Annotated in this window: 20 protein-coding genes; 3 read left to right on the top strand and 17 right to left on the bottom strand. The window is 62.7% G+C overall.

What is annotated here, in order from left to right; all coding sequences use genetic code 11:
* Positions 1-41 precede the first annotated feature (41 nt).
* A complete protein-coding gene (locus JGZ97_RS06370; protein WP_207061776.1) occupies positions 42-578 on the top strand; it encodes a hypothetical protein in 537 nt (178 codons plus the stop codon).
* Positions 579-581: 3 nt separating this feature from the next.
* Here JGZ97_RS06370 and JGZ97_RS06365 read toward each other — a convergent pair whose 3' ends face one another.
* The 5 genes from JGZ97_RS06365 to JGZ97_RS06345 form a co-directional block, all read right to left on the bottom strand.
* Positions 582-827, bottom strand: coding sequence for a hypothetical protein (locus tag JGZ97_RS06365; protein WP_207061775.1), 246 nt, complete (start codon positions 825-827; stop codon positions 582-584).
* Positions 828-2,125: 1,298 nt separating this feature from the next.
* Positions 2,126-4,741, bottom strand: a complete 2,616-nt coding sequence (locus JGZ97_RS06360) for a helicase RepA family protein (RefSeq protein ID WP_207061774.1) — start codon at positions 4,739-4,741, stop codon at positions 2,126-2,128.
* Between the two features lie 343 nt (positions 4,742-5,084).
* A complete protein-coding gene (locus tag JGZ97_RS06355; RefSeq protein ID WP_207061773.1) occupies positions 5,085-5,282 on the bottom strand; it encodes a helix-turn-helix domain-containing protein in 198 nt (65 codons plus the stop codon).
* A gap of 108 nt (positions 5,283-5,390) precedes the next feature.
* Positions 5,391-5,966 carry a hypothetical protein gene (locus tag JGZ97_RS06350; RefSeq protein WP_207061772.1) on the bottom strand — a complete coding sequence of 192 codons (576 nt, stop codon included), beginning with the start codon at positions 5,964-5,966 and terminating at the stop codon, positions 5,391-5,393.
* A gap of 11 nt (positions 5,967-5,977) precedes the next feature.
* Complete coding sequence (locus JGZ97_RS06345; RefSeq protein WP_207061771.1) at positions 5,978-7,297, bottom strand: site-specific integrase; 1,320 nt, start codon at positions 7,295-7,297, stop codon at positions 5,978-5,980.
* Positions 7,298-7,559: 262 nt separating this feature from the next.
* On the opposite strand from JGZ97_RS06345, the gene mutS reads away from it, so the two are divergent.
* Together mutS and fdxA are read left to right on the top strand one after the other, a co-directional pair.
* Positions 7,560-10,094 (top strand): DNA mismatch repair protein MutS, encoded by a 2,535-nt coding sequence (gene mutS, locus JGZ97_RS06340; RefSeq protein WP_370584020.1) that lies wholly within the window; start codon positions 7,560-7,562, stop codon positions 10,092-10,094.
* A gap of 76 nt (positions 10,095-10,170) precedes the next feature.
* Positions 10,171-10,494: a ferredoxin FdxA gene (fdxA, locus tag JGZ97_RS06335; RefSeq protein ID WP_207061769.1), complete on the top strand. Its 324-nt coding sequence runs from the start codon at positions 10,171-10,173 to the stop codon at positions 10,492-10,494.
* Between the two features lie 57 nt (positions 10,495-10,551).
* On the opposite strand, the gene rpoS is transcribed toward fdxA, so the two are convergent.
* The 12 genes from rpoS to dnaE all read right to left on the bottom strand — a co-directional run bounded on the left by rpoS (position 10,552) and on the right by dnaE (position 25,347).
* Positions 10,552-11,451: an RNA polymerase sigma factor RpoS gene (rpoS, locus tag JGZ97_RS06330; protein ID WP_255537717.1), complete on the bottom strand. Its 900-nt coding sequence runs from the start codon at positions 11,449-11,451 to the stop codon at positions 10,552-10,554.
* Between the two features lie 179 nt (positions 11,452-11,630).
* Positions 11,631-12,308, bottom strand: coding sequence for a peptidoglycan DD-metalloendopeptidase family protein (locus JGZ97_RS06325; protein WP_370584019.1), 678 nt, complete (start codon positions 12,306-12,308; stop codon positions 11,631-11,633).
* A gap of 221 nt (positions 12,309-12,529) precedes the next feature.
* Positions 12,530-13,459 carry a DUF368 domain-containing protein gene (locus JGZ97_RS06320; protein WP_207061766.1) on the bottom strand — a complete coding sequence of 310 codons (930 nt, stop codon included), beginning with the start codon at positions 13,457-13,459 and terminating at the stop codon, positions 12,530-12,532.
* A 15-nt stretch (positions 13,460-13,474) separates the two neighbouring features.
* A complete protein-coding gene (locus JGZ97_RS06315) occupies positions 13,475-14,131 on the bottom strand; it encodes a protein-L-isoaspartate(D-aspartate) O-methyltransferase (protein WP_370584021.1) in 657 nt (218 codons plus the stop codon).
* Positions 14,132-14,145: 14 nt separating this feature from the next.
* On the bottom strand, positions 14,146-14,895 hold the full coding sequence (gene surE, locus JGZ97_RS06310; RefSeq protein ID WP_207061765.1) for a 5'/3'-nucleotidase SurE: 750 nt from the start codon (positions 14,893-14,895) through the stop codon (positions 14,146-14,148).
* 7 nt (positions 14,896-14,902) lie between these two features.
* Positions 14,903-15,943 (bottom strand): tRNA pseudouridine(13) synthase TruD, encoded by a 1,041-nt coding sequence (truD, locus tag JGZ97_RS06305; protein WP_207061764.1) that lies wholly within the window; start codon positions 15,941-15,943, stop codon positions 14,903-14,905.
* A 5-nt stretch (positions 15,944-15,948) separates the two neighbouring features.
* Entirely contained in the window at positions 15,949-16,227 is a 279-nt protein-coding gene (ftsB, locus tag JGZ97_RS06300; RefSeq protein ID WP_207061763.1) for a cell division protein FtsB, read from the bottom strand.
* Positions 16,228-16,291: 64 nt separating this feature from the next.
* Positions 16,292-17,587, bottom strand: coding sequence for a phosphopyruvate hydratase (gene eno, locus JGZ97_RS06295; protein ID WP_207061762.1), 1,296 nt, complete (start codon positions 17,585-17,587; stop codon positions 16,292-16,294).
* Between the two features lie 108 nt (positions 17,588-17,695).
* The gene (locus tag JGZ97_RS06290; RefSeq protein ID WP_207061761.1) at positions 17,696-19,321 is read right to left on the bottom strand and encodes a CTP synthase; all 1,626 of its coding nucleotides are present in this window, start codon (positions 19,319-19,321) and stop codon (positions 17,696-17,698) included.
* A gap of 106 nt (positions 19,322-19,427) precedes the next feature.
* Positions 19,428-20,750 (bottom strand): tRNA lysidine(34) synthetase TilS, encoded by a 1,323-nt coding sequence (gene tilS / locus JGZ97_RS06285; RefSeq protein ID WP_207061760.1) that lies wholly within the window; start codon positions 20,748-20,750, stop codon positions 19,428-19,430.
* Between the two features lie 39 nt (positions 20,751-20,789).
* Positions 20,790-21,740, bottom strand: a complete 951-nt coding sequence (gene accA, locus JGZ97_RS06280) for an acetyl-CoA carboxylase carboxyl transferase subunit alpha (protein WP_207061759.1) — start codon at positions 21,738-21,740, stop codon at positions 20,790-20,792.
* 109 nt (positions 21,741-21,849) lie between these two features.
* Complete coding sequence (dnaE, locus tag JGZ97_RS06275; protein WP_207061758.1) at positions 21,850-25,347, bottom strand: DNA polymerase III subunit alpha; 3,498 nt, start codon at positions 25,345-25,347, stop codon at positions 21,850-21,852.
* Positions 25,348-25,443: the final 96 nt, after the last annotated feature.

The following is a 25,443-nucleotide window of genomic DNA, read 5'->3' as shown; positions in this document are numbered from 1 at the left end:
GGCCAAGGGGGAATCGGAAAGGAGCTTGCCGGCGACTTTCTGTGGATTTTGTTGCCGCTGATAATGCTTGGTGTTGTGTTTTTTTAGCTACCCTTTCAAATACATACCACGGCGAGCTCGTCGCCCAGGAGGACAAGGATGTCATGAAGGCACAACCCGATTTTGTTTCCATCAGCTCCCGGCTGGCCGAAGAGGAGCTTTACGAGCAGGTTGCCTCGGAGCTGTCACGGGGCGAGCGGCGGGAAGGGCTCTGGGTTAAGGCCTTGGCCAAGGCAGGCGGCAATACCGAAAGGGCACAGGCCTTGTATATCGAGTACCGGATACAGGCACTCATGGACGAAGCCGTGATCGCCGAGCAGGTCGCCGCCGCCGAGGCTCAGGCCGAGAGGGAAGCGGCAGAGCGACGGCGGGTCGTAGCCGAAGAGCGGAGGCGAAGAAAAGAGGAGCAACGCCGCCAAGAAGAAGTGCGGCAATGGGAGGCACAACGAGCCGGGAAGACAGGAGGCTTTTGGCCCATAGCGACAATCGCTATAGCGGTTATTTGTATTATTTTTATGCTGGGCAAAGCAACACTCTAGAGGCTAAAAACGGCAGAGCTGCTCACGCACACCGGCCCGCTCGACCTGTTCCTCCAACTCCGCCAGTTTCATCTGCGTCTGCCGGTGCGCCAGCAGGGCTCGGATGAGCTGCTCGGTTTGCCTGGATACGTCAACGAACCCGCCGGTCAGCTTGCCGTGCAGGGAGCGTGAGATGCCGAGCAGTTGGGTCCACTCGGCGACGCTGCAGCCGAACCAGAGGCGGGTTGCTCGGTATTGTTCAGGGGTCATGGGGCGTCCTCCGATCGGCCATATTGTTACATTGTAACAATATTTGAATGGCAACAGGGGCGCTGGCGTGCTTCAAAAACAGCTTCTGGAGGTAACTTTCAGGAGTTCCTCGGCTAGGTACTCGAACCACTCTTGAGCTATCCGCAGGCGGGGCTGGATCTCTTCTATTTCAGGCCGACGCTTGCCTGACCTCCTGCCTTCGGCGCACTCTGCCGATCTTATGAACAGGTTTACCCTACTTTAAATCAACCATTTATTGTGGTTTGGCGACGCCTTTACCCCTACACCTAGTGGTTAGCGCAAACATGCTTTCTATACTTTATGGCTTCTTAAAAAAACTTTTATATTCTTTTTGGTTTTAACCAAGAGAGCTTGTTGGTAACCACTTACCCCTATCTAACCGTGACTTTCAGCGGCGTTTAAAAAAGCACCAAGGGGCGGTCAAAAAACTGTCGAACCTGTGCCAAATACTAGATGTTGTATGCACCCGAGCAGCAGTTAATATAAAACCCAGCTTTGAAGGGGCAAAGAAAAAGGGCCCTTTCAGGCCCTTCCAAGGAGCGGAATTAGTTCCGGGCAAGGCCGTCACCAAAACGCCACTTTCTGTATCTAGCAAATTCAGTTTAGTGATGTGGTTCTAACGAATCAACCAATTTTGGTCCAAGGATAGTGTCGGCCGAGCCCTCCCGAAAACCCTCTTCTGGAGGTCATATGGATCTAATGCTCACATTGATGCCATTCCTTGGCGTACTGCTCGGGGCTCAAATTTATGTACAGATTAATGTCTGTCACGGAAGCCCACCTGGGTTCTTTGGCCCAACCCCAAGGGCTCCACGAGCTGCCTTACTCCGGCTTGAGCAATAGGAAACCCCGCTCTTCCATAATCTGAGTTAGTGGGTAAAAAAAGCCCCGGTACGCTATCCAGCGACCGGGGCTTTCTTGTTGAACCAACCTGCAAAACTGCACCATGAAAAAGCGCTCACCTATTCACCCCGAAACCGGCCATGGTGACGAGGCATCCGCCGGACAAACCGACGCTGGGCGGGGGCCTCCTCCTGGAGGCCAATCCGGAACTTGAAACTTAAAAACGGGAAGACAGGGGCTGTGCCAGCCGCCCTCGCAGGCGGCGGCATGCCCCTTATAGGGGTGCGAAGCCTGCGGAGCCCGAAGCCCCGAGAACAGGAGGTCGCAGGAGACTTCGACAGCTGCGCAAACAGCGAAGCCTGCGCAGGGCAGGCCCCAGCCCCGCTTCACTGCCTGTCATGGAACTTCGGGCTTCGCAGGGTGGCTCGGTTTGCCTAACAGGGTTCATCCGCCACCCGCTCTTGGCGAATATATTGGGGGGCTGTTTTGTGCGCCCCCTTCTTCTCGATCCAGAGTCGGTAGGGGCCACCAAAGTCACCGGCGACGAGTACCGCATGGTCACGCCCCTCGGGAATACACGCCTTGATCCGGTCTTCGGCCGCCCTCTGCTCCAGATCCCAAAGCGGCTTCAGACGCTCGACCAGTTCGCCACGGGACAGACTGCTCGCCTCCCCCATGTAAGTCAGGACGTCCTTTCGAGCCTGCGCCAGCTTTTCCTCCTGCTCCGCGACTTTCTTCATCTCGGCCCTTTCCACCAGCTTGGAAGGATCAAACGGCACCGGCACACCGACGCTGTCGCCGTTGCCCAGCTCTACCGTTTCCAGCCTGTACCAGCGGGCCGCGCCGTCCGGCAGGGCATAGTTGGATTTCGCGCTGTCGTCCCGAATGTACCGGGGCCGTTCGTCGGCCGGTATGCCCCACTTCTTGGCCGTATTTTCATTCATTCGTGCCAGGGTGCGCATCGAGCGCGAGGCGTCCTTCAGAGCCGAGGCGCCCCGCCCGGACTCGGCGTCTCCCGCACTGGCCTCGGAGTCGCCACCGGCATTCACTTTACGGTTATGGTGGACGAGCTGAACCCCACAGCCGGTCTTTTTGGCGATGTATTTGAACTGGTCGGCGACGCGGTTCATGGCTTCGTTGGAGTTTTCCTCGCACTCGTGGGTGCTGACCAGGGGGTCGACGATGAGCAGCTTGATGTCCTTTTCCCGAATCTCCTCGACGATGAGCTCGACCGTCTGGCCGGGCCCAATAGCCCCCTCTTGGTTCTTTTTCGCGAAGATGAAAGGCGCCCCGTAGCCCGAGTTTACGAAGAGCCGTCCCTGCAGGCTCTCGACGGAAATATCGTGAAACTTGAGAATCCCGCCCAGGCGGCGATAAAGCTCATCCTGATCATCCTCGTTGTTGATCACCCAGACGGCGCCGGATTCCAGGACCGTTACACCGGTGAGGGGGCGGTTGGTGGCAACGGCCACCGCGATGGTCAAGGCCAGGGCCGATTTGCCGGTGCCCCCCGGACTCGTCAGCACATGCAGCTGGCCTCGCATCAATTCACGGCCCAGTATCCACGGGCGGGCGGTAATCCGGGTAAAGTCGAACCCCAAGGGGACCGGTTTGGCCTGGTAGGGGTTGGCGCCCTCCTCGATCTCCAGGCCGGGATCATTGGCGGCCTGGTCCGGAACCGCGTCCCGTTCGAAGCTCTCGAAAGCGGCCACATCGCTGATACGGGCATTGTGGACGAGGGCACTGAGCCCCTCGGGGGTGGTCATGGCCTTGCCGACGGCGCGCCTGGCCGCCTGGTGATCGCCGTCGTGCCAGAGGCGCTCGTAGACGTTGAAGGCGTCCAGGCGGTGGGCGCTTCTGAGGGGATCGGTCTGGTTGAAGGAGTAGCAGGTGGGCACGGCCCGATCGTTGTAGACCGTCAGCCCCGCCTGCCCGCTCTGGCTGCCCGGATGGCAGTAAGTATCCGCCTCCGGCCCCGGCGCGTAGCCCTTCATCAGCAACAGCGACGCAAGATCGACCCGGCGGCAGAACTCTTTCTCGATCGGGATCATCCCGGGCAAGTAAGCCCCACCGCCGCCAAGTGCCGCCGACCTGGGCTCATCGGACTTGGGTTCACCCGCCTGGGGTTCATCCGGAATCTTCAGGGTGGCGGTATCTAAGAGCCCCTCGATAAGGCCCATCCGGTTTGCGATGGGGTCTGGCTGGCCCGGCGGACGGATCGGCGCGGCAACGTAGATGAGCTGCTGTGACGAGAACACGGAGAGATCCGGCGGAAGCGAGGTGGCCGCGGCCCAGCGCCTCAGCTCCTTCCAGGTGTAGAGCCGGTCCAGGACCGCGAACACCCGCAGGCGGATGTTGCTGCCGTCCGGCTTCTGGCTGGCAGTAAAGCTGTAAAACAGGTCGACGTCTTCGAGATCCGGGTAATGGGTGGCGATCGCCCCTTCGAGGGCCTTCACCACTGCCGGCGCTGTGCCAGAGGTGACCTCGACGCCCAGGGAGCAACCGTCGGCGTCGATGTCGAGCACCAGCAGACGGGTTCCCGAGCCGCGCAGCGTGGGCTCATACCAGGTGTCGGCATAGCCCCCCCTGCCCGGCGAGGCGGGTGATGCCTTGCGCACATTGTTGCTGCCCCCGGTGACGGCTTCGGTGGGCTCGCCCAGCACGATGGCCTTGGAGGGGTCCGGGGCCATCTGCTGGAGGTGATCCCCGAGCGCCTGGATCGACTGGACGTGGACCTGGCGCATGGACCAGAGGCGGGGCGTGGCGGCCTTCTTGACCGTCTGCCCCTGCGCATCCAGCTCCTTGGTGACGGGCACGCCCCCTTTCGAGCAGAGCTCTGTGAAGGCGATGACGCCCTCGGGGGTCGTGATTTGGTGCAGGTCCACGGTCCCGGCGTAGTTTGCACTCAGGCACTCGTCTCTGGTCTTGCGGGGGCTGACGACGGGATTGAGGTCCATGCTCTCGGCCTCAGCGAGGCCCAGCGCGTCAAGGTCGAGGGTGACTGTCGGCGCTTCGCCGCCGGCAGACAAATTCTGTTTTCTGTTGATCATTGTTTAATTCTCTAAAAGGCCCCTTTTTTGGGCGCAATGAGGCCCCCCGCCGAGCAGGGCACGGCTTGTAGAAAAGGGATAGGGTCGTTGGGACACGTTGACCGGCCCCCGATTGAGATGGGGATTTGGTCCCTGGGGGCCGGTTCGTCCCGTGCTAAATTGGGCTGACTGCTACTCGCAGCCTTAGCCAGTTGCTCTGCCGTGGCGTAGTCCCGGTCGCTGTGTGGGCGGCCGGGGATTCGCATTACTGCACCCCCTTCGGGCATACCGAGCGCTTTCTCTTTGGCTTGGACGCGCGCACCTGCTTTTAAAAAAAGCTCGAAAACAGCCGGGGGCAGCATGACTAACTCGTACCGTTGCGCTGAATCCCTCCCAACCGCAATGCCGCTACGGACTCGCGGGTGACGCGGGTGCCCCGCCCCAGCTTGTAGGTCGATAGGGTCCCGTCGTGGATCAGCTTGTAGATGGTGGGTACACTCGCCGAGAGCTGTTCGGCCACTTCGGCGATTTTATAATCTGGGTGGATATTCGGTTTGGACATGGGTCTCTCCGTTTCCGTTAGTGGACGGAAGAGACTCTAATCGGGGGTAAAAAGCGCCACGAGTAACGGCGAAATTTGACCATTACTTGCACTGATGGCTAAAGTGCGCTAGGCGGGGCAATCGTCATCTTCATAGCATTCGAAGTCGCGAAGAAGATAGAACATTGAATCTGGGTCAGCGGCCTCCTCCCTCGCCAGCGCCGCCCATTTCAACAGGGTACTCTCCGAAAGCCGGTCCTGGATCTCTAGCGGCTGTTGACTCAACCAAGCATCACGTTCCGATTTGGGCAGTTTGGTATCAGGCGGCAAGCCCCTCTCCAAGAGAGTTTCGCAATACCAGTCGATGAATAATCGCTGCTGCGTCGGGTACCCCCTGCGCTGAGGGGCGGCCTCACGGGTGATGCCCAGGGCATCGGAGACCTCCGCCGCGGGGGCGTCTAGAGCCGCCTTAAGCCGTTTTGCTGCCAGCTTTTCAAGACGCGTGCCTTGCTCTAACCAGCGAATGAAGTAACTCCAGAAAGGACGTGCTCCGCTTCGCCCTGACCGGCCCTGCGCGACCAGGCTGCGCCACTGCGCGCGCCGCCAGGCATACTCCTCCGCAGCAACGTCGAAGGACTCCTCCTCATCTTGAAGCTGCTTCTGGTAAGCCAGCTCTTCCTCGGTTCGCATATCCTCTGTTTGCATAAAGCACTCCCTTATTTTTCTCGCAAAGCATCAAGATGGTCATTCCACCGCTGCAGCCAGATGCGACACTCAGCCTCATAGCGGTGTAGATCATAGGTCCCCTCGATACCGGAGCGGGCATGGCCCAGGATCGCCTCGGCCACCTCGGAGGGGCAGCCGAGACGCGCCAAGCCGGTGCGCACGGTCCGGCGCAGGTCGTGGGGGGTCCATTTCGGCAGGTCGATGAAAACGCGGTCACGGCGCATGCGCCAGGCCTGCTCGGTCAGCTGTTTCTGCTGTAGCGGCTGGCCGGTCTTGCGGGAGGGGAACAGGCAGTCGCCCGTCACCCGGCGCAGCTGGACCAGGAAGTCGATGGCCTGATCGGCCAGCTGCACATAGCGCTCGCTGCCCGATTTGGTTTCCCGCAGGTGCCAGGTCCGGTTTTCAAGGTCGATGTCGCTCCAACGCGCCCCGCACACTTCTCCGGTACGACAGCCCGTCATCAGGGTGAAGAGCAGGACGTTTTTCTGCGTCGGGGTGTATCGGCTGCCCGGCAACCAGGCGAGCAGCCGGGAGAGCTCCTGGTCGCTCAGCACCCGCTTGCCCCGCGCACAGGTCAGTTTCAGCTTCTTGCGGCGAAGTATGCCCTTGGCCTGGTAGCAGGGGTTCTGGAAGTCCTCCGGGAGCGGATCACCGATGGCGAAGTCGAAGGCGGCGGTCAGTTCGCGCAGGACAACACCGGCCTGGACACTGGCGCCCCGGTCGACAATGGACTGGATCAGTTCGAGGACCTCCTTGCTGGAGACGCTCACCGCCGGACGGGAGCCGAGCCCCCGGACCGCATCCCCGTATAGCGTTCGGCGAGCCTCGCGCTGGCCTTTGATCGCCCGTGCGCCCCTGCGTAGAAGCTGACCGTTAGGGGCGGTTCGATCCTCGATGTACTCCGCCAGGTATTTCTCCACCAGGTGTTCGACGGTAAAGGCGGCCAACTGCGCGCCCTTACGCTGGTCGTCGGCGCTCTCCCGCGCTGTCGCCGCCTCTCGGCGGGCTTCGGCCGCCGGGCACAGCCCGGAGTCCCGTTTGGCTTTGAGCGCCGTATGACACGCCCTGGCCTCCGCTAGGGACATCTCGGGGTAATGGCCGATGCGGTACTGGCGGATCGGGCGCTGGCCGCCCGGATCGGCAACGGGGCTGCGATACCGGTAATAGAACGTCGTCCCGCCCCGCTTGCCCCTGGTTACTCGAAGGCCACGGTGGTCTCCCGCATCCGCCAGGGTCGCCCCCGCCTTCATTCGCCGCACGGCAGCATCAGACAAAGGGCGGGCGGATCGGTTAGAATTGTCGCCGGCCATGGGTCCCTCCAGCATCGCATGGTCGAGCCTCGACGGGTGCCGCTCCTCGAGGCTTTTTAGTGTAGGTTTTTTGGCACACTCCACGCGTTACGGTAACACCCTACACAACAAGCTACACCAGTTTTCTTGATTTACACTTATGTGCGCTTTTAAAGATTAACGTACGCAGACGATGAGCACACAGGCAAAGCCCGGAAAATTAATGCAAAAATCACGAAAAAACGCCGCAAAAAGCGGGGCAGGCGAGAGTAAGCACACACCAATGATGCAGCAATACTTCCGCATCAAGGCCGAGCACCCCAACGAGCTGGTTTTCTACCGCATGGGCGACTTCTACGAGCTCTTCTACGACGATGCCAAGCGCGCATCCGAGCTGCTGGATATCTCCCTCACCGCCCGTGGTCACTCCGGGGGCCAACCGATCCCCATGGCCGGGATTCCCTACCACTCGGCGGACGGTTACGTAGCCAAGATTGTCCGCGCCGGGCAGTCGGTCGCCATCGCCGAGCAGATCGGCGATCCCGCCACCAGCAAAGGGCCGGTTGAGCGCAAGGTGGTGCGGGTGGTGACGCCGGGCACCCTGACCGACGAAGCCTTGCTCGAAGAGAAGCGGGACAACCTGCTGGTAGCCGTGACCTGCGAGGAGGAGCGTTTCGGCATCGCCAGCCTGGATATCAGCGCCGGGCGCTTCGTGGTCTGCCAGACCCAGGGTGAGGAGGGGCTGCTGGCCGAACTGGCCCGCCTGCGGCCCGCCGAGCTGCTGTATAACGAGGACGACGCCCTGGAAGCCGTGCTACCGCCCCTGCCCGGCTTGCGTCGCCAGCCCCCCTGGCACTTCGAGCTGGATACAGCACTGCGCCTGCTCAACCAACAATTCCAGACCCGGGACCTTAGCGGCTTCGGCTGCGACCACCTGCCGGTGGCGCTGCGTGCCGCCGGCTGCCTGCTGCAATACGCCAAGGAGACCCAGCGCACCGACCTGCCCCATATCCGTGCCATCCAGGTGGAAACCCGGGAAGACAGCGTGGTGCTGGACGCTGCCACCCGCCGTAACCTGGAGCTGGACCAGAACCTGATGGGCGGTGCGGAAAACACCCTGGTCTCGGTGATCGACGCCACCACCACCCCGATGGGCGGGCGCCTGTTGCGGCGCTGGCTGAACCGCCCCCTGCGTGACCTCGCGACCATCAGCCAGCGGCAATTCTGCATCGAGTGCCTGATCGAGAATTACCATTACGAAACGCTGACCCCGGAACTCAAGCAGATCGGGGATATGGAGCGCATCCTGGCCCGGGTGGCACTGCGCTCGGCCCGTCCCCGGGATCTGGAGCGGCTCAAGCGCGCCCTAGCCGCGCTGCCCGCCATTCAGCAGGCCCTGGCGCCGCTGGATTCGCCCCTGGCCGCGCAGCTGGCCGCGCGGATCAGCGAGTTCCCTGACCTGCAGACGCTACTGGCCCGAGCCATTATCGACAGCCCGCCGGTGGTAATCCGTGACGGCGGCGTGATCGCCAGCGGCTACGATTCGGAGCTGGATGAGCTGCGCGCCCTGAGCGAAAATGCCGGCGACTACCTGGTGGACCTGGAGCGCCGGGAGCGCGAACGCACCGGCATTCCCAGCCTCAAGGTAGGCTTCAACCGGGTACACGGCTATTACATCGAGATCAGCCGCGCCCAGTCGTCCGGGGCACCCACGGAGTACATCCGCCGCCAGACCCTCAAGAATGCCGAGCGCTTTATCACCCCCGAGCTCAAGGAGTTCGAGGACAAGGCATTGAGTGCCAAAAGCCGGGCCCTGGCCCGGGAAAAGGCCCTCTACGAAGCGCTGCTCGAAACCTTGGCGGCAACGCTTGCCCCCTTGCAGGAGTGCAGCGCCGCCCTGGCCGAGCTCGACGTGCTTAACGGCCTGGCCTGCAGTGCCGATGAGCTGAATTACTGCGCGCCCCAGGTGGTAGAGGAGCCGGGCCTGTTCATCGAAGGCGGGCGTCACCCGGTGGTCGAGCAGGTCTCCGAAGACCCCTTCGTGGCCAACGACCTCATCCTCGACAACCAGCGCCGCATGCTGATCATCACCGGCCCCAACATGGGGGGTAAGTCCACCTACATGCGCCAGACCGCCCTGATCGTGCTGCTGGCCCACATTGGCGGCTACGTACCCGCGCAAAGCGCCCGCATCGGTCTGGTGGACCGTATCTTCACCCGCATGGGTTCTTCGGACGATCTCGCCGGCGGACGCTCCACCTTCATGGTGGAGATGACCGAAACCGCCAACATTCTCCACAACGCCACCGAACGCAGCCTTGTGCTGATGGATGAGGTGGGTCGGGGCACCAGCACCTTCGACGGTCTCTCACTGGCCTGGTCATGCGCCCGCTACCTGGCGGCCGAAGGCCGCGCCTTCACCCTGTTCGCCACCCACTACTTCGAACTCACGGCCCTGCCCGAGGAGGTCGAAAGCGTGGCCAACGTGCACCTGACCGCCACCGAGCACAAGGACCACATCATCTTCCTGCACAGCGTGCACGAGGGGCCGGCCAGCCAGAGCTACGGTCTGCAGGTCGCCCAACTGGCCGGTGTGCCAGGTAACGTGATCGCCGAAGCCCGGGAAAAGCTGAGCCAGCTTGAGGGCGCAGCCCCTCCCCGCCCGGTGGCGACCGATGGCACCGCGCCATTGCAGGGCGATATGTTCAACCAACAGCCCAGTCCGCTGGAGCGCGCCCTGGATGAACTCGACCCGGACAACCTGACCCCCCGCCAGGCGCTTGAGGCCCTTTACCGGCTGAAAGCGGGGACGTTCTAAATCCGCGTCATTCATCGCCCGCTGTCTATACTGTTGGGCACCGCCTAAGGCGGTCCCCAACAGAAGGAGAGCGGCGATGACCTTTGTGGTTACCGAGAACTGCATCAAGTGCAAATACACCGACTGCGTGGATGTGTGCCCGGTAGACTGTTTTTACGAAGGCCCCAACATGCTGGTGATCCACCCGGAGGAGTGCATCGACTGCGCGCTCTGCGAGCCGGAGTGCCCGGCCGAGGCGATTTTCGAAGAGGGCGGTGTGCCCGCGGACCAGAAAGAGTTCATCGCCCTCAACGCCGAACTGGCCGAGATCTGGCCAAACATCTCGGAGATGAAGCAGGCCCCCGAGGGTGCCGAGACCTGGAACGGCAAGCCGGACAAAAAAAAGCTGCTGGAGCGCTAAGCCGCAGCAGCTTTGATTCGGTGATCTAGGATTTATTGATCTGGGTGAGCCAGCGCCTTACTCCAGCAGATCCGGCCCGGTCAGCCCGTTGTTCTCGACAATCTCGCGCAGGCGGCGCAGGGCTTCAACCTGGATCTGCCGCACCCGTTCGCGGGTCAGACCGATTTCCCGGCCCACCTCTTCCAGTGTGCTCATCTCGTGGCCGCGCAGGCCAAAGCGCCGCGCCAGCACTTCGCTGTGCTTTTCCGGCAGGGTCGAGAGCCAGTCATCCAAGCGGCCGATCAGATTGGTGTTCTGCAGCCAGGCTTCGGGATCCGCGGCCTCGGTATCGGGAATGGTTTCCAGAAGGGACTTGTCCGAGTCCTGCCCGACGGGAATATCGACCGAACTCACCCGCTCGTTCAACCCCAGCATCCGCTTGACGTTTTCCACCGGTTTATCGAGCTTCTGGGCGATCTCCTCGCACGTGGGCTCGTGGTCCAGCTGCTGCGCCAGCTCCCGCGCGGCACGAAGGTAGACGTTCAGCTCCTTGACCACGTGGATGGGAAGACGGATGGTGCGGGTCTGGTTCATGATGGCCCGCTCGATGGTCTGGCGAATCCACCAGGTGGCATAGGTTGAAAAGCGAAAGCCCCGCTCGGGGTCGAACTTCTCCACGGCCCGGATCAGCCCCAGGTTGCCCTCTTCGATCAGGTCCAGCAGGGTCAGTCCGCGGTTGATATAGCGCCGGGCGATTTTCACCACCAGCCGCAGGTTGCTCTCGATCATCCGTTTGCGGGAGGCTTCGTCACCCTTGAGGGCGCGCCGGGAGAAATAAACTTCTTCTTCGGCGGAGAGGAGTGGAGAGAATCCTATCTCGTTAAGGTACAGCTGGGTTGCATCCAAGTGCCGTGCATTGAGCAGGTCCTCGTGGACCTCGCTGCGCGCCCGGCTCATCACTGCATCGTCGTTGCTCATGGCCACCTTGCTCTTTCGCTTAGCACGTGTGGGGCGACTGCCCGACATTCCTTTGTTCCTACCACCCCGCGTCGCATTTACTGTCGACAGGGGTTCAGCAACATTGAGCGATTCCATATGGGTCTACCTCCCTTTCCGGCGCAACACCGAGCCCGGCTACCGCTAGGGACTGCCACTTTTTATTTTCGTTTTGGCAGGTAGCGAAGTGGGTCAACCGGTTTTCCGTCCTTGCGAATTTCGAAATGTAACATGGGCTGAGAAGCCCCCGTGTTACCTATTTCAGCTATTTTCTCACCGGTTTTTACCCGGTCCCTCTCCTTGGCAAGCAAGCGGCTGTTGTGCGCGTAAGCGCTCAAAAACCGCTCGTTGTGATTTATGATAATCAGATTTCCGTAGCCCAGTAAACCACTTCCTGAGTACACAACCTCCCCCGGCGCCGCTGCAAACACCGGCTCGCCTGGGTTTCCGGCGATATTGACGCCTTTATTAATTTTTCCCTGGGTGCGAAATCGACCGACGACAGGCCCCTTGGCGGGCCATTTCCACTCCAGGGGACCGGCTGCCGGGGCGCTGGAGCGAGAGCTTGAACGGGAAGTGACGGCTTGTTTCGGTGCTTGCGCAGGGGCCGGCGCTGCCTTCTTGGCCACAGGGGCTTTGGCCGCCGATCGAGGCGCCTGCCGGGAAGACTGGGCGGCTTTCTTTTCGGTGCTGGCGCGCCGTTTGGGAGCCTCGGAGAGGGTCAGTCGCTGACCGGGGTAGATACGGTAACTCGCCGGGATACCATTAGCGCGGGCCAGGGCGCGAAAGTCGAGGCCGTACCGCCAGGCAATGGAATAGAGGGTATCGCCGGCCTCCACCCGGTACGTTCCCCCGGGACGACTCTGGATTGTTTTGGGGGGTAGCGGCGAGTGCGAGCGCTCACTTACTGGAGCGCCTGGGTTGCTGCTACATCCTGCCAGCAGCAGACCACTCAGCAATGAAAACAGGGCCGCGCGTAGGGCCCCGCCTGTCTTCTTGCGCTCTACTCCCATTGCGAAGCCGGGCCGGTACAAAACCACCGGACGCCGGCCGACTCCCCCTATACACGTGCGTTGAGTCGATTTTCCAGAATATACACCAAGGCGCCCCCGGCCAACATCAGCACCAGGGCCAACCCCAGCAGCGGCTCTTCGCCGGTCAGGGCATGGTAACTGGCCGGCAGCACGTTCTCCTGCAGCAGGGGCACTTGCTCCCCGTGACTGTCGATCCGATAGGCGGTGGTGTATTTCCAGGGCCAGACCTTGCCCAGCGAGCCCAGCATGAAACCGGTCAATACCGCCAGGGTCAGGCTATGGTAGCGCTTGAAGGTCCAGGCAAGCAGATGGGAAAAGCTCAGTAGCCCCACCACGCAGCCGCCCAAAAAAAGCCCGATCAGGTCCAGCTGAAAACCCTTGATAGCGCCCATGATCGGGCCGTACATGCCGATCAGCAGAAGAATGAAACTACCGGATATCCCGGGCAGAATCATGGCGCAAATAGCGACGGCGCCGGCCAGAAACACGCTGAGCGCGGTGATCGGCGCCTCTACCGGCGTCATCTGGGTGAGCGCGAAGGCAAACGCGGCCCCGAGCCCGAGCCCCGCCAGGGTGCCCCGACCCCATTCAGGCACCTGCCGCACCATCCAGACAGCGGAGGCGAGAATAAGGCCGAAAAAGAACGCCCAGAGCATGGCGGGGTGATTTTCCAGCAGGTACACCGCCACCCGGGCCAAGCTCATCAGGCTGATCAGGATGCCGCTGATCAAGACCAGCAGAAAAGAGCCGTTGATTCGCCGCCAGAAGGCCACCGGCCCCTCACGCAGCAAGGTAGCAAAGGCCGCCGGGGTGATACTGCGGATGGAGTCGACCAGCTCTTCGTAAATACCGGTGATAAAGGCCACCGTGCCGCCGGAAACCCCGGGCACCGCATCCGCGGCCCCCATGCCGACGCCCCTCAGAAACAGGTAAAACCAGTCACGCCACTGCCGCATCGATACTGCTCCGTTTCACCGAATAGAACCACTGAGCAGCGGCACGAAACGCGCCCCTTCCAGTGCCTGCTGACGGTATTGCCCCTCGTCAATCCGATCCACCTGGCGCAGCTCCTGGCTCGCCCCACCGACCGGAATAATCAGCCGCCCGCCGACGGCGAGCTGCTGCAGCAGCTCTTCGGGAATCTCCTCGGGGGCGGCAGCGCAGATAATGCCGTCAAAGGGCCCCTTCTCGGCCCAGCCAAAGCCGCCGTCGGCGTGCTTGAAGTGCACGTTGCGCAAATTGAGCTGCTGCAGCCGGGTACGGGCTCGCTCCTGCAGCGGCAGGATACGCTCAACGCTGTAAGTCTGCGCCACCAGGCAGGCCAACACCGCGGTCTGGTAGCCCGAGCCCGTGCCGATCTCCAGCACCCGCTTACGCGGCCCGGCAGCCAGCAGCGCCTCGGTCATGCGGGCCACCGTGTAGGGCTGGGAGATGGTCTGGTTGAAGCCGATGGGCAGGGCGGTATCTTCGTAGGCGCGGTGAGCGAGCGCCTCGTCCACAAACAGGTGACGGGGCAGCTGGCGGATCACCTCGAGCACCTGGGGGTCTTTGATCCCCGCCTCGTACAGGCGCGTAACCAGGCGTTCACGGGTACGCCGGGAGGTCATGCCGATACCCTGGATATCGATCTTGTCGATCGTGTTCATGCCATCCCCTCGAGCCATTCACCGAGGTTGTCGAATCCGGAATACTGGGTCATGTCCGCCTGCAGCGGCGTGATAGAGACGTAGCCGTTGGCCACCGCGTAAAAATCGGTGCCGGGGCCGTCGTCCATGGCATTACCCACCGCCGCGATCCAGTAGCGCTCCTGTCCACGGGGGCAGACTGTTTTCACCGGTTCGGCGCCCAGGTTGCGGTGCCCCAGGCGAGTAATATGCACCCCCTTAATCTCCTCCAGGGGCAGGTCCGGCACGTTGATGTTGAGTACCGTGCGCGGAGCCAGATTGACGGCGCTAATCCGGCTCAACAGCTGGCATGCGATGGCCGCGCCGCTCTGGTAATGGCGAATATTGCTACCCACCATGGAGAGCGCCAGCGCCGGCATCTTCAGATAACGCCCCTCCATTGCCGCGGCCACGGTACCCGAGTAAAGCACATCATCGCCTAGGTTGGCGCCGGCGTTAATACCCGAAACCACCATGTCGGGACGAGACTCGAACAGCCCGGAAATCCCCAGGTGAACACAGTCGGTGGGGGTTCCGTTGACGCAGACAAAGCCGTTATCGAGGCGGTGTGCTTCTAGGGGGCGATCCAGGGTGAGCGAATTGCTGGCCCCGCTGCGGTTGCGGTCCGGGGCGATAACCTGGATCTCGGCCACTTCCGCCAGCGCGCGGGCCAGAGCATGGATTCCCGGGGCATGAACCCCGTCATCGTTGGATATTAATAGGCGCATCAATTTATCAGATCGACTGTGAAGCGTCGCGATACAGGCAACACTCGCGCAGCACGCTGGTGGCATAGGTGCCCGGCGGCAGCTCGAAACTCAATTCCAGGACGCCCGGCTCGGGCGTCAACCAATTAAAGGCGCGGGGACGAAACCGGACCGAGCGCCGTTCACGCACCTGGCCCAGCCGCTCAAGGCCCTCACACCAGGGTACAAACCGAGCCAGTATATCAGCTTCCATGGCCAGCGACTCCGCTTCCACCAGGGCACGCCCGCGCCCCATCAAAGGCGCGGTGGGGTGGTAACGCCAAGCGTCGATACCGGCCTGGAAGTCCTCCTCGCTATCGGCTTTTAGCAGGTCGGAAGAGCCGGCCAGCATCAGCTTGTCGCCCTCCAGGTAACGGTCCAGCACACCACCCTCGATGCGCGCAGCCACCACGCTGTTGAAGAGATAGGAACGGGCCGATGAGATAATCAGGCTGCGCCGATGGCGGTCACGAATCCGCAGGTTGCCGGCCAGCAGCTGGTCGGCCTGCTGCAGATTGCCCCCGTCCAGACCGAAGCGCTGTTCGCCGAAATAGTTAGGCACGCCCCGGTCACGGATCGCCAGCAGGCGGGCCTCCAGATCGCCGGTCACTTCCAGGTCACGAATGCGCAAAGTAAAGCGGTTGCTCTGATGACCACCGCGCTTGAGTTTGCGCCCGTGCCGCACGGCACGCAGCACCTTGATCCCCTCGCCAAGGTGGTCAAGATCGGGCGCGGCCTTGCCGGGCAGCCAGAGGCTGAACCACTGGGTGGTGAGGGCGTGGCGGTCCTTGAGGCCAGCATAACTGACATCCGTCGGATTGATACCGGCGCGTTTGGCGAGTTGGCGGGCCACCCACTGGGTGTTGTTACCCCGCTTTTCCACCTGTAGCCAGAGGTGCTCGCCCTCTCCATCAGGCTCGTAGCTGAGAAATTCGTCCACCCGGAAGTCCTCCGGGCGGGTACGGATGGCGCCCCGGCTCGGGGGCGCGCCATGGTAACGGGGAAAATCCAGAGAATACGATGTTGGCAAGAGTATCACTTCTTTTCGGGCAGGAGAAAAAAGGTCTCGCCGCGTCCCACCATACCCAGCTCGCTGCGCGCCCGCTCTTCAATCGCCGAGGTGCCCTTTTTCAGGTCCGCCACCTCGGCCTCGAGCGCGCTGTTACGGGCCTGGAGTTTGGCGTTCTCGGCCTTGAGGGCCTCGATATCCGCCTGCAGCGCCCACACTGACGGCAGATTGCCCTCCCCCAACCAGAGCCGGTACTGCAGCCCCAGCAAAAGCAGCAACAGCAACGCGAAGAGCCATTTGGTCACGATTCAGACCTCAAAAAACAGAGCCCAGATAAAGAGGGGGAGCCTTGGCTCCCCCTCCCTAAGCTCAGCCCTGGCCCTTGATTTCAGAGAGGCCGTTGTAGGGCGCCTTGCCCTCGAGCTCACCTTCGATGCGCAGCAAGCGGTTGTACTTGGCGACGCGGTCAGAGCGGCACAGGGAGCCGGTCTTGATCTGGCCCGCCTTGGTGGCCACCGCCAGGTCGGCGATGGTGGTGTCCTCGGTCTCGCCGGAACGATGGGAGATCACCGCGGTGAAGCCGGCGTCCTGGGCCATCTTGATCGCGTCCAGGGTCTCGGACAGGGAGCCGATCTGGTTGAACTTGATCAGGATGGAGTTGCCGATGCCCTGCTCAATCCCGCGGGACAGGATCTTGGTGTTGGTCACGAACAGATCGTCACCCACCAGCTGAACCTTGTCGCCGATCTTCTTGGTCAGGATGGCCCAGCCGTCCCAATCGCTTTCGTCCATGCCGTCTTCGATGGAGACGATGGGGTACTTGGCGCTCAGCTCGGCCAGGTAATCGGCGAATCCTTCGGCGTCGAACTGCTTGCCTTCCCCTGACAGGTCGTACTTGCCGTTCTTGTAGAACTCGGATGAGGCGCAGTCCAAAGCCAGGGTGATGTCCTTGCCCAGGGTGTAGCCGGCTTGGTCGATGGCTTCCTTGATCACCACCAGGGCTTCTTCGTTGGAAGCCAGGTTGGGGGCGAAACCACCTTCGTCACCAACGGCGGTGTTGAGGCCACGGGCTGACAGCACTTTCTTCAGGCTGTGGAAAATCTCCGCACCCATGCGCAGCGCCTCGGCAAAGTTCGGCGCCGAAACCGGCTGCACCATGAACTCCTGAATATCGACGTTGTTGTCGGCGTGCTCGCCGCCGTTGAGGATGTTCATCATCGGCACCGGCATGGTGAAATCGCCGGGGTTGCCATTGATCTCGGCAATGTGGGCGTAGAGCGGCATGTTCTTTTCCGCCGCCGCCGCCTTCGCCACCGCCAGAGAGACCGCCAGAATGGCGTTGGCGCCTAGGTTACCCTTGTTATCGGTACCGTCCAGGTCGATCATGGCCTTGTCGATCGCGCGCTGGTCCAACGCATCCTTACCCAGCAGTGCCTCGCGGATCTGGGTGTTGACGGCGTTGACCGCCTTCAGCACGCCCTTGCCCAGGTAGCGGCTCTTGTCGCCATCACGCAGTTCCAGGGCTTCCCGGGAACCGGTGGACGCGCCCGAAGGGGCACAGGCGGTACCGAACGCACCGGATGCGAGGGTCACGTCCGCCTCTACGGTGGGGTTGCCGCGAGAATCCAGCACTTCCCGTGCCTTGATATCGATAATTTCAGCCATGTCGCCTATTCACTCCAGTTTAAAGCATTGAAATCCAGTTCTGGTCTTTGTGCCGAGGACCAAAGACAGTGACAGCCGGCAAGCCGGCTGTCTGCACAAAATCTCTTTTTACTTGCCGGCGTTTTCCAGTGCCGCCTTGACGAACCCGGAGAACAGGCCGTGACCGTCCCGGGGGGTGGAGGTAAATTCCGGGTGAAACTGGCAGGCCACGAACCAGGGATGGTCGGGAGCCTCCACCACTTCCACCAGGGCGCCGTCGATAGAGCGCCCGGCGATACGCAGGCCTGCGGCTTCGAGCGGCTCCAGGTAGTTGTTGTTGACCTCGTAACGGTGGCGGTGCCGCTCCACGATCACATCTTGGCCGTAGCAACCGTGCGCCGTGGAGTCCGGGGTCAGGCGGCACTCCTGCCCGCCCAGACGCATAGTGCCGCCCAGGTCGGTGTCTTCGTCCCGCACCTCGACATCGCCATCACTGGTGGTCCACTCGGTGATCAGCCCCACCACCGGATGCGCGCAGTCATTGCCGAATTCGGTGCTGTTGGCGCCCTCAAGACCCGCCACGTTGCGGGCGTATTCGATCACCGCCACCTGCATCCCGAGGCAGATACCCAGGTAAGGCACCTTGTTCTCACGGGCATAACGGACGGTTTCGATCTTACCCTCGACACCGCGCTCACCGAAGCCGCCGGGCACCAGGATGGCGTCCACGTCGGCCAGGCGCTCGGTGCCGTGGCGCTCGATATCCTCGGAGTCGATGTAGCGCAGGTTGACCTTGGTGCGATTCTTGATGCCGGCATGGGTCATCGCCTCGATCAGCGACTTGTAGGCATCCAGCAGCTCCATGTACTTACCCACCATGGCGATGGTGACTTCCTTGTGGGGGTTGAGCTTGGCATCCACCACCGCATCCCACTCGGAAAGGTCGGCGCTCTGGCACTCGAGGCGGAACTTGTCGACGATGATCTCGTCCAGCCCCTGCTCGTGCAGCATGCGCGGAATCCGGTAGATGGTGCTGGCGTCCTGCAGCGGAATGACCGCCCGCTCCTCCACGTTGGTGAACAGGGACAGCTTGCGACGGTGCGATGCGTCGATCTCGTGGTCGGAGCGGCACACCAGGATATCAGGCTGAATACCGATGGAACGCAGCTCCTTCACCGAGTGCTGTGCGGGCTTGGTCTTGGTCTCGCCGGCAGTGGCGATGTAAGGCACCAGCACCAGGTGCATGAACAGGGCGCGGGAAGAGCCCAGTTCGGCCCGCAGCTGGCGCACGGCCTCCATAAACGGCAGGGACTCGATGTCGCCTACCGTGCCGCCGATTTCCACCAGGGCGATATCGGCGTCACCGGCGCCGTCGATCACCCGGCGCTTGATTTCGTCAGTAATGTGAGGGATCACCTGCACAGTACCGCCGAGGTAGTCACCACGACGCTCCTTGCGCAGCACCTCCTCGTAGACCCGCCCGGTGGTGAAGTTGTTGCGGCGGGTCATAGTGGTACGGATAAAGCGCTCGTAGTGGCCCAGGTCCAGGTCAGTCTCGGCGCCATCTTCGGTGACGAACACCTCGCCGTGCTGGAACGGGCTCATGGTGCCCGGATCCACGTTGATGTAAGGGTCGAGCTTGAGCATGGTGACCTTCAGGCCACGGGCTTCAAGAATGGCAGCCAAAGAGGCGGAAGCGATGCCTTTGCCCAATGAGGACACAACACCGCCCGTGACGAAGATAAAATGCGTCATTCGGAACCTGCGCAGATGCGAAAAACAGTAGCTATTTGGGGGAGGTGCGAGCACCCCGAGATGGGGCTACAGAGTAGCAGATTGGCTCGGCAACGACAATCAACAATCACCCCGTCGCCAGAATCGGTCGCGGCTGCCACTGCAGCCGCACGGACGGGGTCCCGGGCCCGGCCTGAAAGCCCTCGCAGATCCAGAGGTCGGCCACCGCGGCCAGGGTCCCGTCGACATAGATCAGCGGCAGCCAGTCCCGCAGCCAGGGCGGCACCGCCGCCGCCTGCAGCAACTTCTTCAGCGCCCGGCTTCCCTCGCGGCCAGGCAGGCGCAGCCGCTCTCCCCCGCGCCGATAAGCTACCGCCAGGGTCGCCCCCGGGGGCCAGCCGAAGCCACCCGCCAGGGTAGGCTCGGCCCGAAGCGTGCCTGCCGGGGTTTCCAGCGCACGCTCTGGCTGCCAGGCCCGGGGCGTATCCGGAGGGGCCGGCCAGGGGGACTTGAGGTAGAGCGCACCCTGGTAGCGGCGCAGCTCTATCCCATCCCATTGCAACAGCGGCTCGGCATCGGGCCGGGCCGGCACCACCTCGTCGAGAATCCGCGCCAGCAGCGCGGCCGTTGGCAGGCGAACCCCCTGCTGCTCAATCCAGCTGCGCAGGAGCAGCTTCTGCCGCCCCCGGCTCAGGGAGAGGATTCCTGCCAGGCAAAGTCCGCCCAAGGGGGCTTGAGCACAGGCCAGATCCTCCTCGGCCAGCGCCTGCAGCAGCGCCTCGCTCTCTGCACAAAGCGCGGCGCTGCGACTCGCCAGCGTCGCCACCGCCGGCCAGCGGGCGCGTAACTGCGGCACCACCTCCTGGCGCAGGTAGTTGCGGTCATAGTCGGTCTCTCGATTGCTGGGATCTTCCACCCAGCACAGCCGGTGCTGCCGGGCGTAGGTTTCCAGCTGCTGCCGCGTCCAGGCGAGCAACGGCCGCAGCAGCCGGCCGTCACCCAGGGAACGCTGGGCCGGCATCGCTGCCAGCCCGCGCACGCCGGCACCACGCAGCAGGCGCAGCAGCAAGGTCTCCAACTGATCGTCGGCGTGGTGGGCCATCAACAGGAGCTCGCCGTCTCCCAACCGCTCCTCGAACGCACGATAACGTGCCTCGCGGGCCTGGGCCTCCGTACTGCCCTGCGCCGCCACCTCCACCCGCACCGTGGTCAAAGGAACGCCCAGCACCCGGCACTGCGCTTCGCAGTGGGCCTGCCAGCAATCGGCCGCGGGGTGAAGACCGTGGTGGATATGAAGAGCCCTGAGCGGCAGCCGGCGCGCCGCGCAGGCGCCCGCCGCCAGGTGCAGCAGCACCTGGGAGTCGAGGCCGCCGCTGTAGGCGACCCAGACGCCGGACAGATCACCGAGCCCTTGCAGCTGCTGCTGAAGGTCGGCGACGGTGGGAATCATGAGAGGAGAGAAGCCCCGACGAAGCGCCGGGGCCACAGATCAGGCAATGCCGTAGGACATCAGCCGGTCGTAGCGTTTTTGCAGGAGCTCGTCCATGGAGAGCGCCTGCAGCTGATCCAGGGTCTCGATCAGTTGCTGCTTCAGACTTGCCGCCATCAGCGGCACGTCCCGGTGGGCGCCGCCCAGAGGTTCGGGAACGACTTTGTCGACCAGGCCCAGCTCGTGCAGCCGCCCGGAGGTGATGCCCATGGCCTTGGCCGCGTCGGAGGCACGCTCAGCGCTTTTCCAGAGAATGGACGCACAGCCCTCGGGCGAGATCACCGAGTAGGTGCCGTACTGCAGCATCAGCAACTGATCGCAGACGCCGATCGCCAGCGCCCCGCCGGAGCCGCCCTCACCCACCACGGTGGAGATGATCGGCGTCTTCAAACGCGACATCACCGCCAGGTTGTAGGCAATGGCCTCGCTCTGGCCGCGCTCCTCGGCGTCGATGCCGGGGTAGGCGCCGGGCGTGTCGATAAAGGTGATGATGGGCATCTTGAAGCGCTCGGCCATCTCCATCAGGCGCAGCGCCTTGCGATACCCCTCCGGGCGCGGCATGCCAAAGTTGCGGCGCACCTTTTCCTTCACTTCACGGCCCTTCTGGTGACCGATTACCATCACCGGCTGCCCTTCCAGGCGACCAATACCGCCCACGATGGCGGCATCGTCCGCGAAGTGACGGTCCCCGTGCAGCTCGTCAAAATCCTCGATCATGTGCTTGACGTAGTCGAGGGTATACGGACGCTGGGGGTGGCGAGCAACCTGCGCCACCTGCCAGGCACTGAGATCGCTGAAAACCTGCTCGGTCAGCGCCACATTCTTCTGCTGCAGACGCTCGATCTCGTCACTGATATTGATTTCGCTGTCCTCACCAACCAAGCGCAGCTCTTCGATCTTGGCTTCCAGCTCGGCGATGGGTTGTTCAAAATCCAGATAATTGGGGTTCATGTGTCTCGGGTCCCAGAACGGTTCGCCTGCCTAACAGAGCAAGGGGCAGGCCAAAAAATATGCCAGAGTTTAACCCGTGTACCGGGGGGATGCCAATGACGCGACGCCCCTAGGACGGGTAGACAAGCTGCACCTGCTCATCGCCGTAAAGGCGGCGCAGCTTCAGCAGCAACTCGTCACAGACCCGCACCTGCCACTGCTCGCCCAGCATCAGGCAGCCCTCGGCGTCATCCCGGCGGTAGTGAAGGCGGACGTTCACCCCCTGGCTGCGGTGCTCCTGCAGCCACCCTTGCAGCTGCTCCACCAGACGGCCGCCGCCCTGCTCGATGCCCACCTGCAGGTAGCGGGCGTATTGCTGGCGGGCGCTGGCGATATCCAGCACCCGGCTGCCGCGCACCTTCATCTGCTGGGAATACTCGTCAAACGAGACCTCCCCTTCCAGGACCAGCACCTGGTCTTTGACGATCAAATCCCGATACTGGTCATACAGTTCGCCAAACAGGGTCACCTCGAGCCGGGCGCTGCGGTCGTCCAGCGTCACGATGGCCAGGGTGTCGCCGCGCTTGGTCTTGCGCAGGCGCAGGTCGATCACCAGCCCCGCCATCTTCTGCTGCTGTCCCCGGGCGGGCTTGAGATCCACCAGGCGGTTGGGCACGAAGCGGCGCAGTTCATGCTCGTATTCGTCGATGGGGTGGCCGGTGACATAAAGTCCGAGGGTGTCTTTCTCTCCCCCGAGGCGCTCCTTGTCGGTCCACTCCACGATGCCGGTGTAGGTGTCATAGACATTCCCCACCGCCACATCCGCCACCGACACTTCGCCGAACAGGTCGAACATGCCGCTGTCCTGGTTACGGGCGTTCTGATCGGCCGCCTTGACTGCATCGGGGATGGCGGCAAACAGCACGCCGCGGCTGGGGCCGATCTTGTCCAGGGCGCCGCAGCGCACCAGGGCTTCAAGCACCCGCTTGTTGATGTTCTTGCCTCCGACCCGCTTGCAGAAGTCGAAGATATCGGTGAAGGGACCACCTTCGGCGCGGGCTCGAACGATGGCCTCGATGGGCCCCTCGCCGACCCCCTTGACGGCGCCGAGGCCGTAGACGATCTCGCCGGCGTCGTTGACGGTAAACATGTACTCGCCGCTGTTAACGTCGGGCAGCACCAGCGGCAGCCCCATGGTGCGGCACTCCTCGATAAAGATCACCACCTTGTCGGTGTTCTGCATGTCCGAGGACATCACCGCCGCCATAAAGGAGGCAGGATGATAGACCTTGAGCCAGGCGGTCTGGTAGGAGACCAGGGCGTAGGCGGCGGAGTGCGACTTGTTGAAACCGTAGCCGGCGAACTTCTCCACCAGGTCGAAGATATTCCCCGCCAGGCTTGGGTCGATATCGTTGCCCTTGCACCCTTCCAGGAAGATGGCCCGCTGCTTGGCCATCTCCTCGGGCTTTTTCTTACCCATGGCCCGGCGCAGCATGTCGGCGCCCCCCAGAGTGTAGCCGGCCATCACCTGGGCGATCTGCATGACCTGCTCCTGGTAGAGCACCACCCCGTAGGTGGGCTCCAGCACCGGCTGCAGGGGCATGTACTGGTAATCTGGGTGGGGGTAGGCCAGCTCGGCACGGCCGTGCTTACGGTTGATGAAGTCGTCCACCATGCCCGAGCCCAGAGGGCCGGGGCGGAACAGCGCCACCAGGGCCACGATGTCCTCAAAGCGGCTGGGGAGCAGTCGCTTCATCAGGTCTTTCATGCCGCTGGATTCGAGCTGGAACACCGCCGTGGTATCGCCCTTCTTCAGCATCTCGTAGACCCTGGGGTCTTCCAGCTCGATCTGGGCGATGTCCAGCAGCGCCTCACCGGCCTTCTTCTGCTGCCGGTGAATGGTGTCCAGGGCCCAGTCGATAATGGTCAGGGTCCGCAGCCCCAGGAAGTCGAACTTCACCAGGCCCGCGGCCTCGACGTCGTTCTTGTCGAACTGGGTCACCAGCCCGCTCCCCTCCTCGTCGCAAAAGAGCGGCGCGAAGTCGGTGAGCCGCGTCGGGGCGATCACCACCCCGCCTGCGTGCTTGCCCACGCCCCGGGTCACCCCCTCGAGCTGCACCGCCATCTCCCAGATCTCCTGGGCCTCCTCGCTGGTGTCCAGGAACTCCACCAGGGCCGGCTCCTGCTCCAGCGCCTTGGAGAGGGTCATGCCCACTTCGAAGGGGATCAGCTTGGAGAGCTTATCGGCCAAACCGAAGGGCTTGCCCTGCACCCGGGCCACGTCGCGCACCACCGCCTTGGCCGCCATGGTGCCGAAGGTGATGATCTGGGAAACCGCGTCGCGGCCGTAGGTCTCGGCCACGTAGTCGATCACCTTATCCCGGTTCTCCATGCAGAAGTCGATATCGAAGTCGGGCATGGAGACCCGCTCGGGGTTGAGAAAGCGCTCGAACAGCAGGTCGTATTCCAGGGGATCCAGGTCGGTGATCTTCTGCGCGTACGCCACCAGGGAGCCCGCCCCCGAGCCCCGTCCCGGCCCCACCGGCACACCGTTATCCTTGGCCCACTGGATGAAGTCCATCACGATCAGGAAATAGCCGGGAAAGCCCATCTCGATGATGATCTTGAGCTCGAAGTCGAGGCGGTCGTCATAGACCTTACGCTTGGCAGCGTATTCGGGGTCGTTCTTGTCGAGAATCGTCTCCAGGCGCTCATCGAGCCCACGCCGGGAGATATCGATAAAGAACTCGTCCATGGTCATCCCTTCCGGGATAGGGTAGTTGGGCAGGTAGTACTTGCCCATCTCCACCTCGATATTGCAGCGCTTGGCGATCTCCAGGGTGTTCTCGATGGCCTCGGGAATGTCGCTGAACAGCGCCACCATCTCCTCGGCGGAGCGGAAGCACTGCTGCTCGCTGTAATCCCGGGGACGCCGGGGGTCGTCCAGCACCCGGCCCTGGTTGATACAGACCCGCGCCTCGTGGGCTTCAAACTCCTCCGGACGCATGAACATCACGTCGTTGGTGGCCACCACCGGACAACCGGTCTGTGCCGCCAGCGCCAGGGAGGCATGCAGGCACTCCTCGTCATTGGGGCGACCGGTGCGCTGCAGCTCCAGGTAGAAGCGCCCGGGAAAGACCGCCATCCACTCGTCCAGCAGCGACCGCGCAAGCTCAGGCTTCTCAGCCAGCAGCGCCTCGCCGATCTCCCCCTCCTTGGCTCCCGAGAGGGCGATCAGGCCGTCCGCCTTCTCCCGAATCCACTCGGGCTTGACCAGCGCTTTCTCCGCCAGGATTCCCTGCCCTTCCTGGTAGGCGCGGGCAATCAGCTCGGTCAGGTTGCGGTAACCGCGACCGCTGCTCACCAGCAGGGTCATGCGGGTGGGCGGCTCCTGAGGGTTGGCGCGGTTTTCCACCCAGAGGTCAGTACCGCAAATGGGTTTAACGCCCGCCCCCATGGCGGCACCGTAGAATTTGATCAGGGCATAGAAATTGGCCTGGTCGGTGAGCGCCACCGCCGGCATGCCCGCCTCGGCCGCCGCCTTGACCAGCGGTTTGACCCGCACCAGACCGTCGACCAGCGAATATTCGGAGTGGACGCGAAGATGAACAAAGGAAGCAGCGGTCATGATCAGGCTCGGCGGTTGAGAAACAAAAACAGAAGCCGGAAATTATACCCGCCCGAGAGGCCGCTGACTTCTTAAAAGCCCCCTAAAAAGGGCGTG

The sequence above is a fragment of the Motiliproteus sp. SC1-56 genome (assembly GCF_017309075.1).
Lineage (GTDB): Bacteria > Pseudomonadota > Gammaproteobacteria > Pseudomonadales > Balneatricaceae > Motiliproteus.
This window is presented reverse-complemented; position numbering and strand designations above follow the sequence as displayed.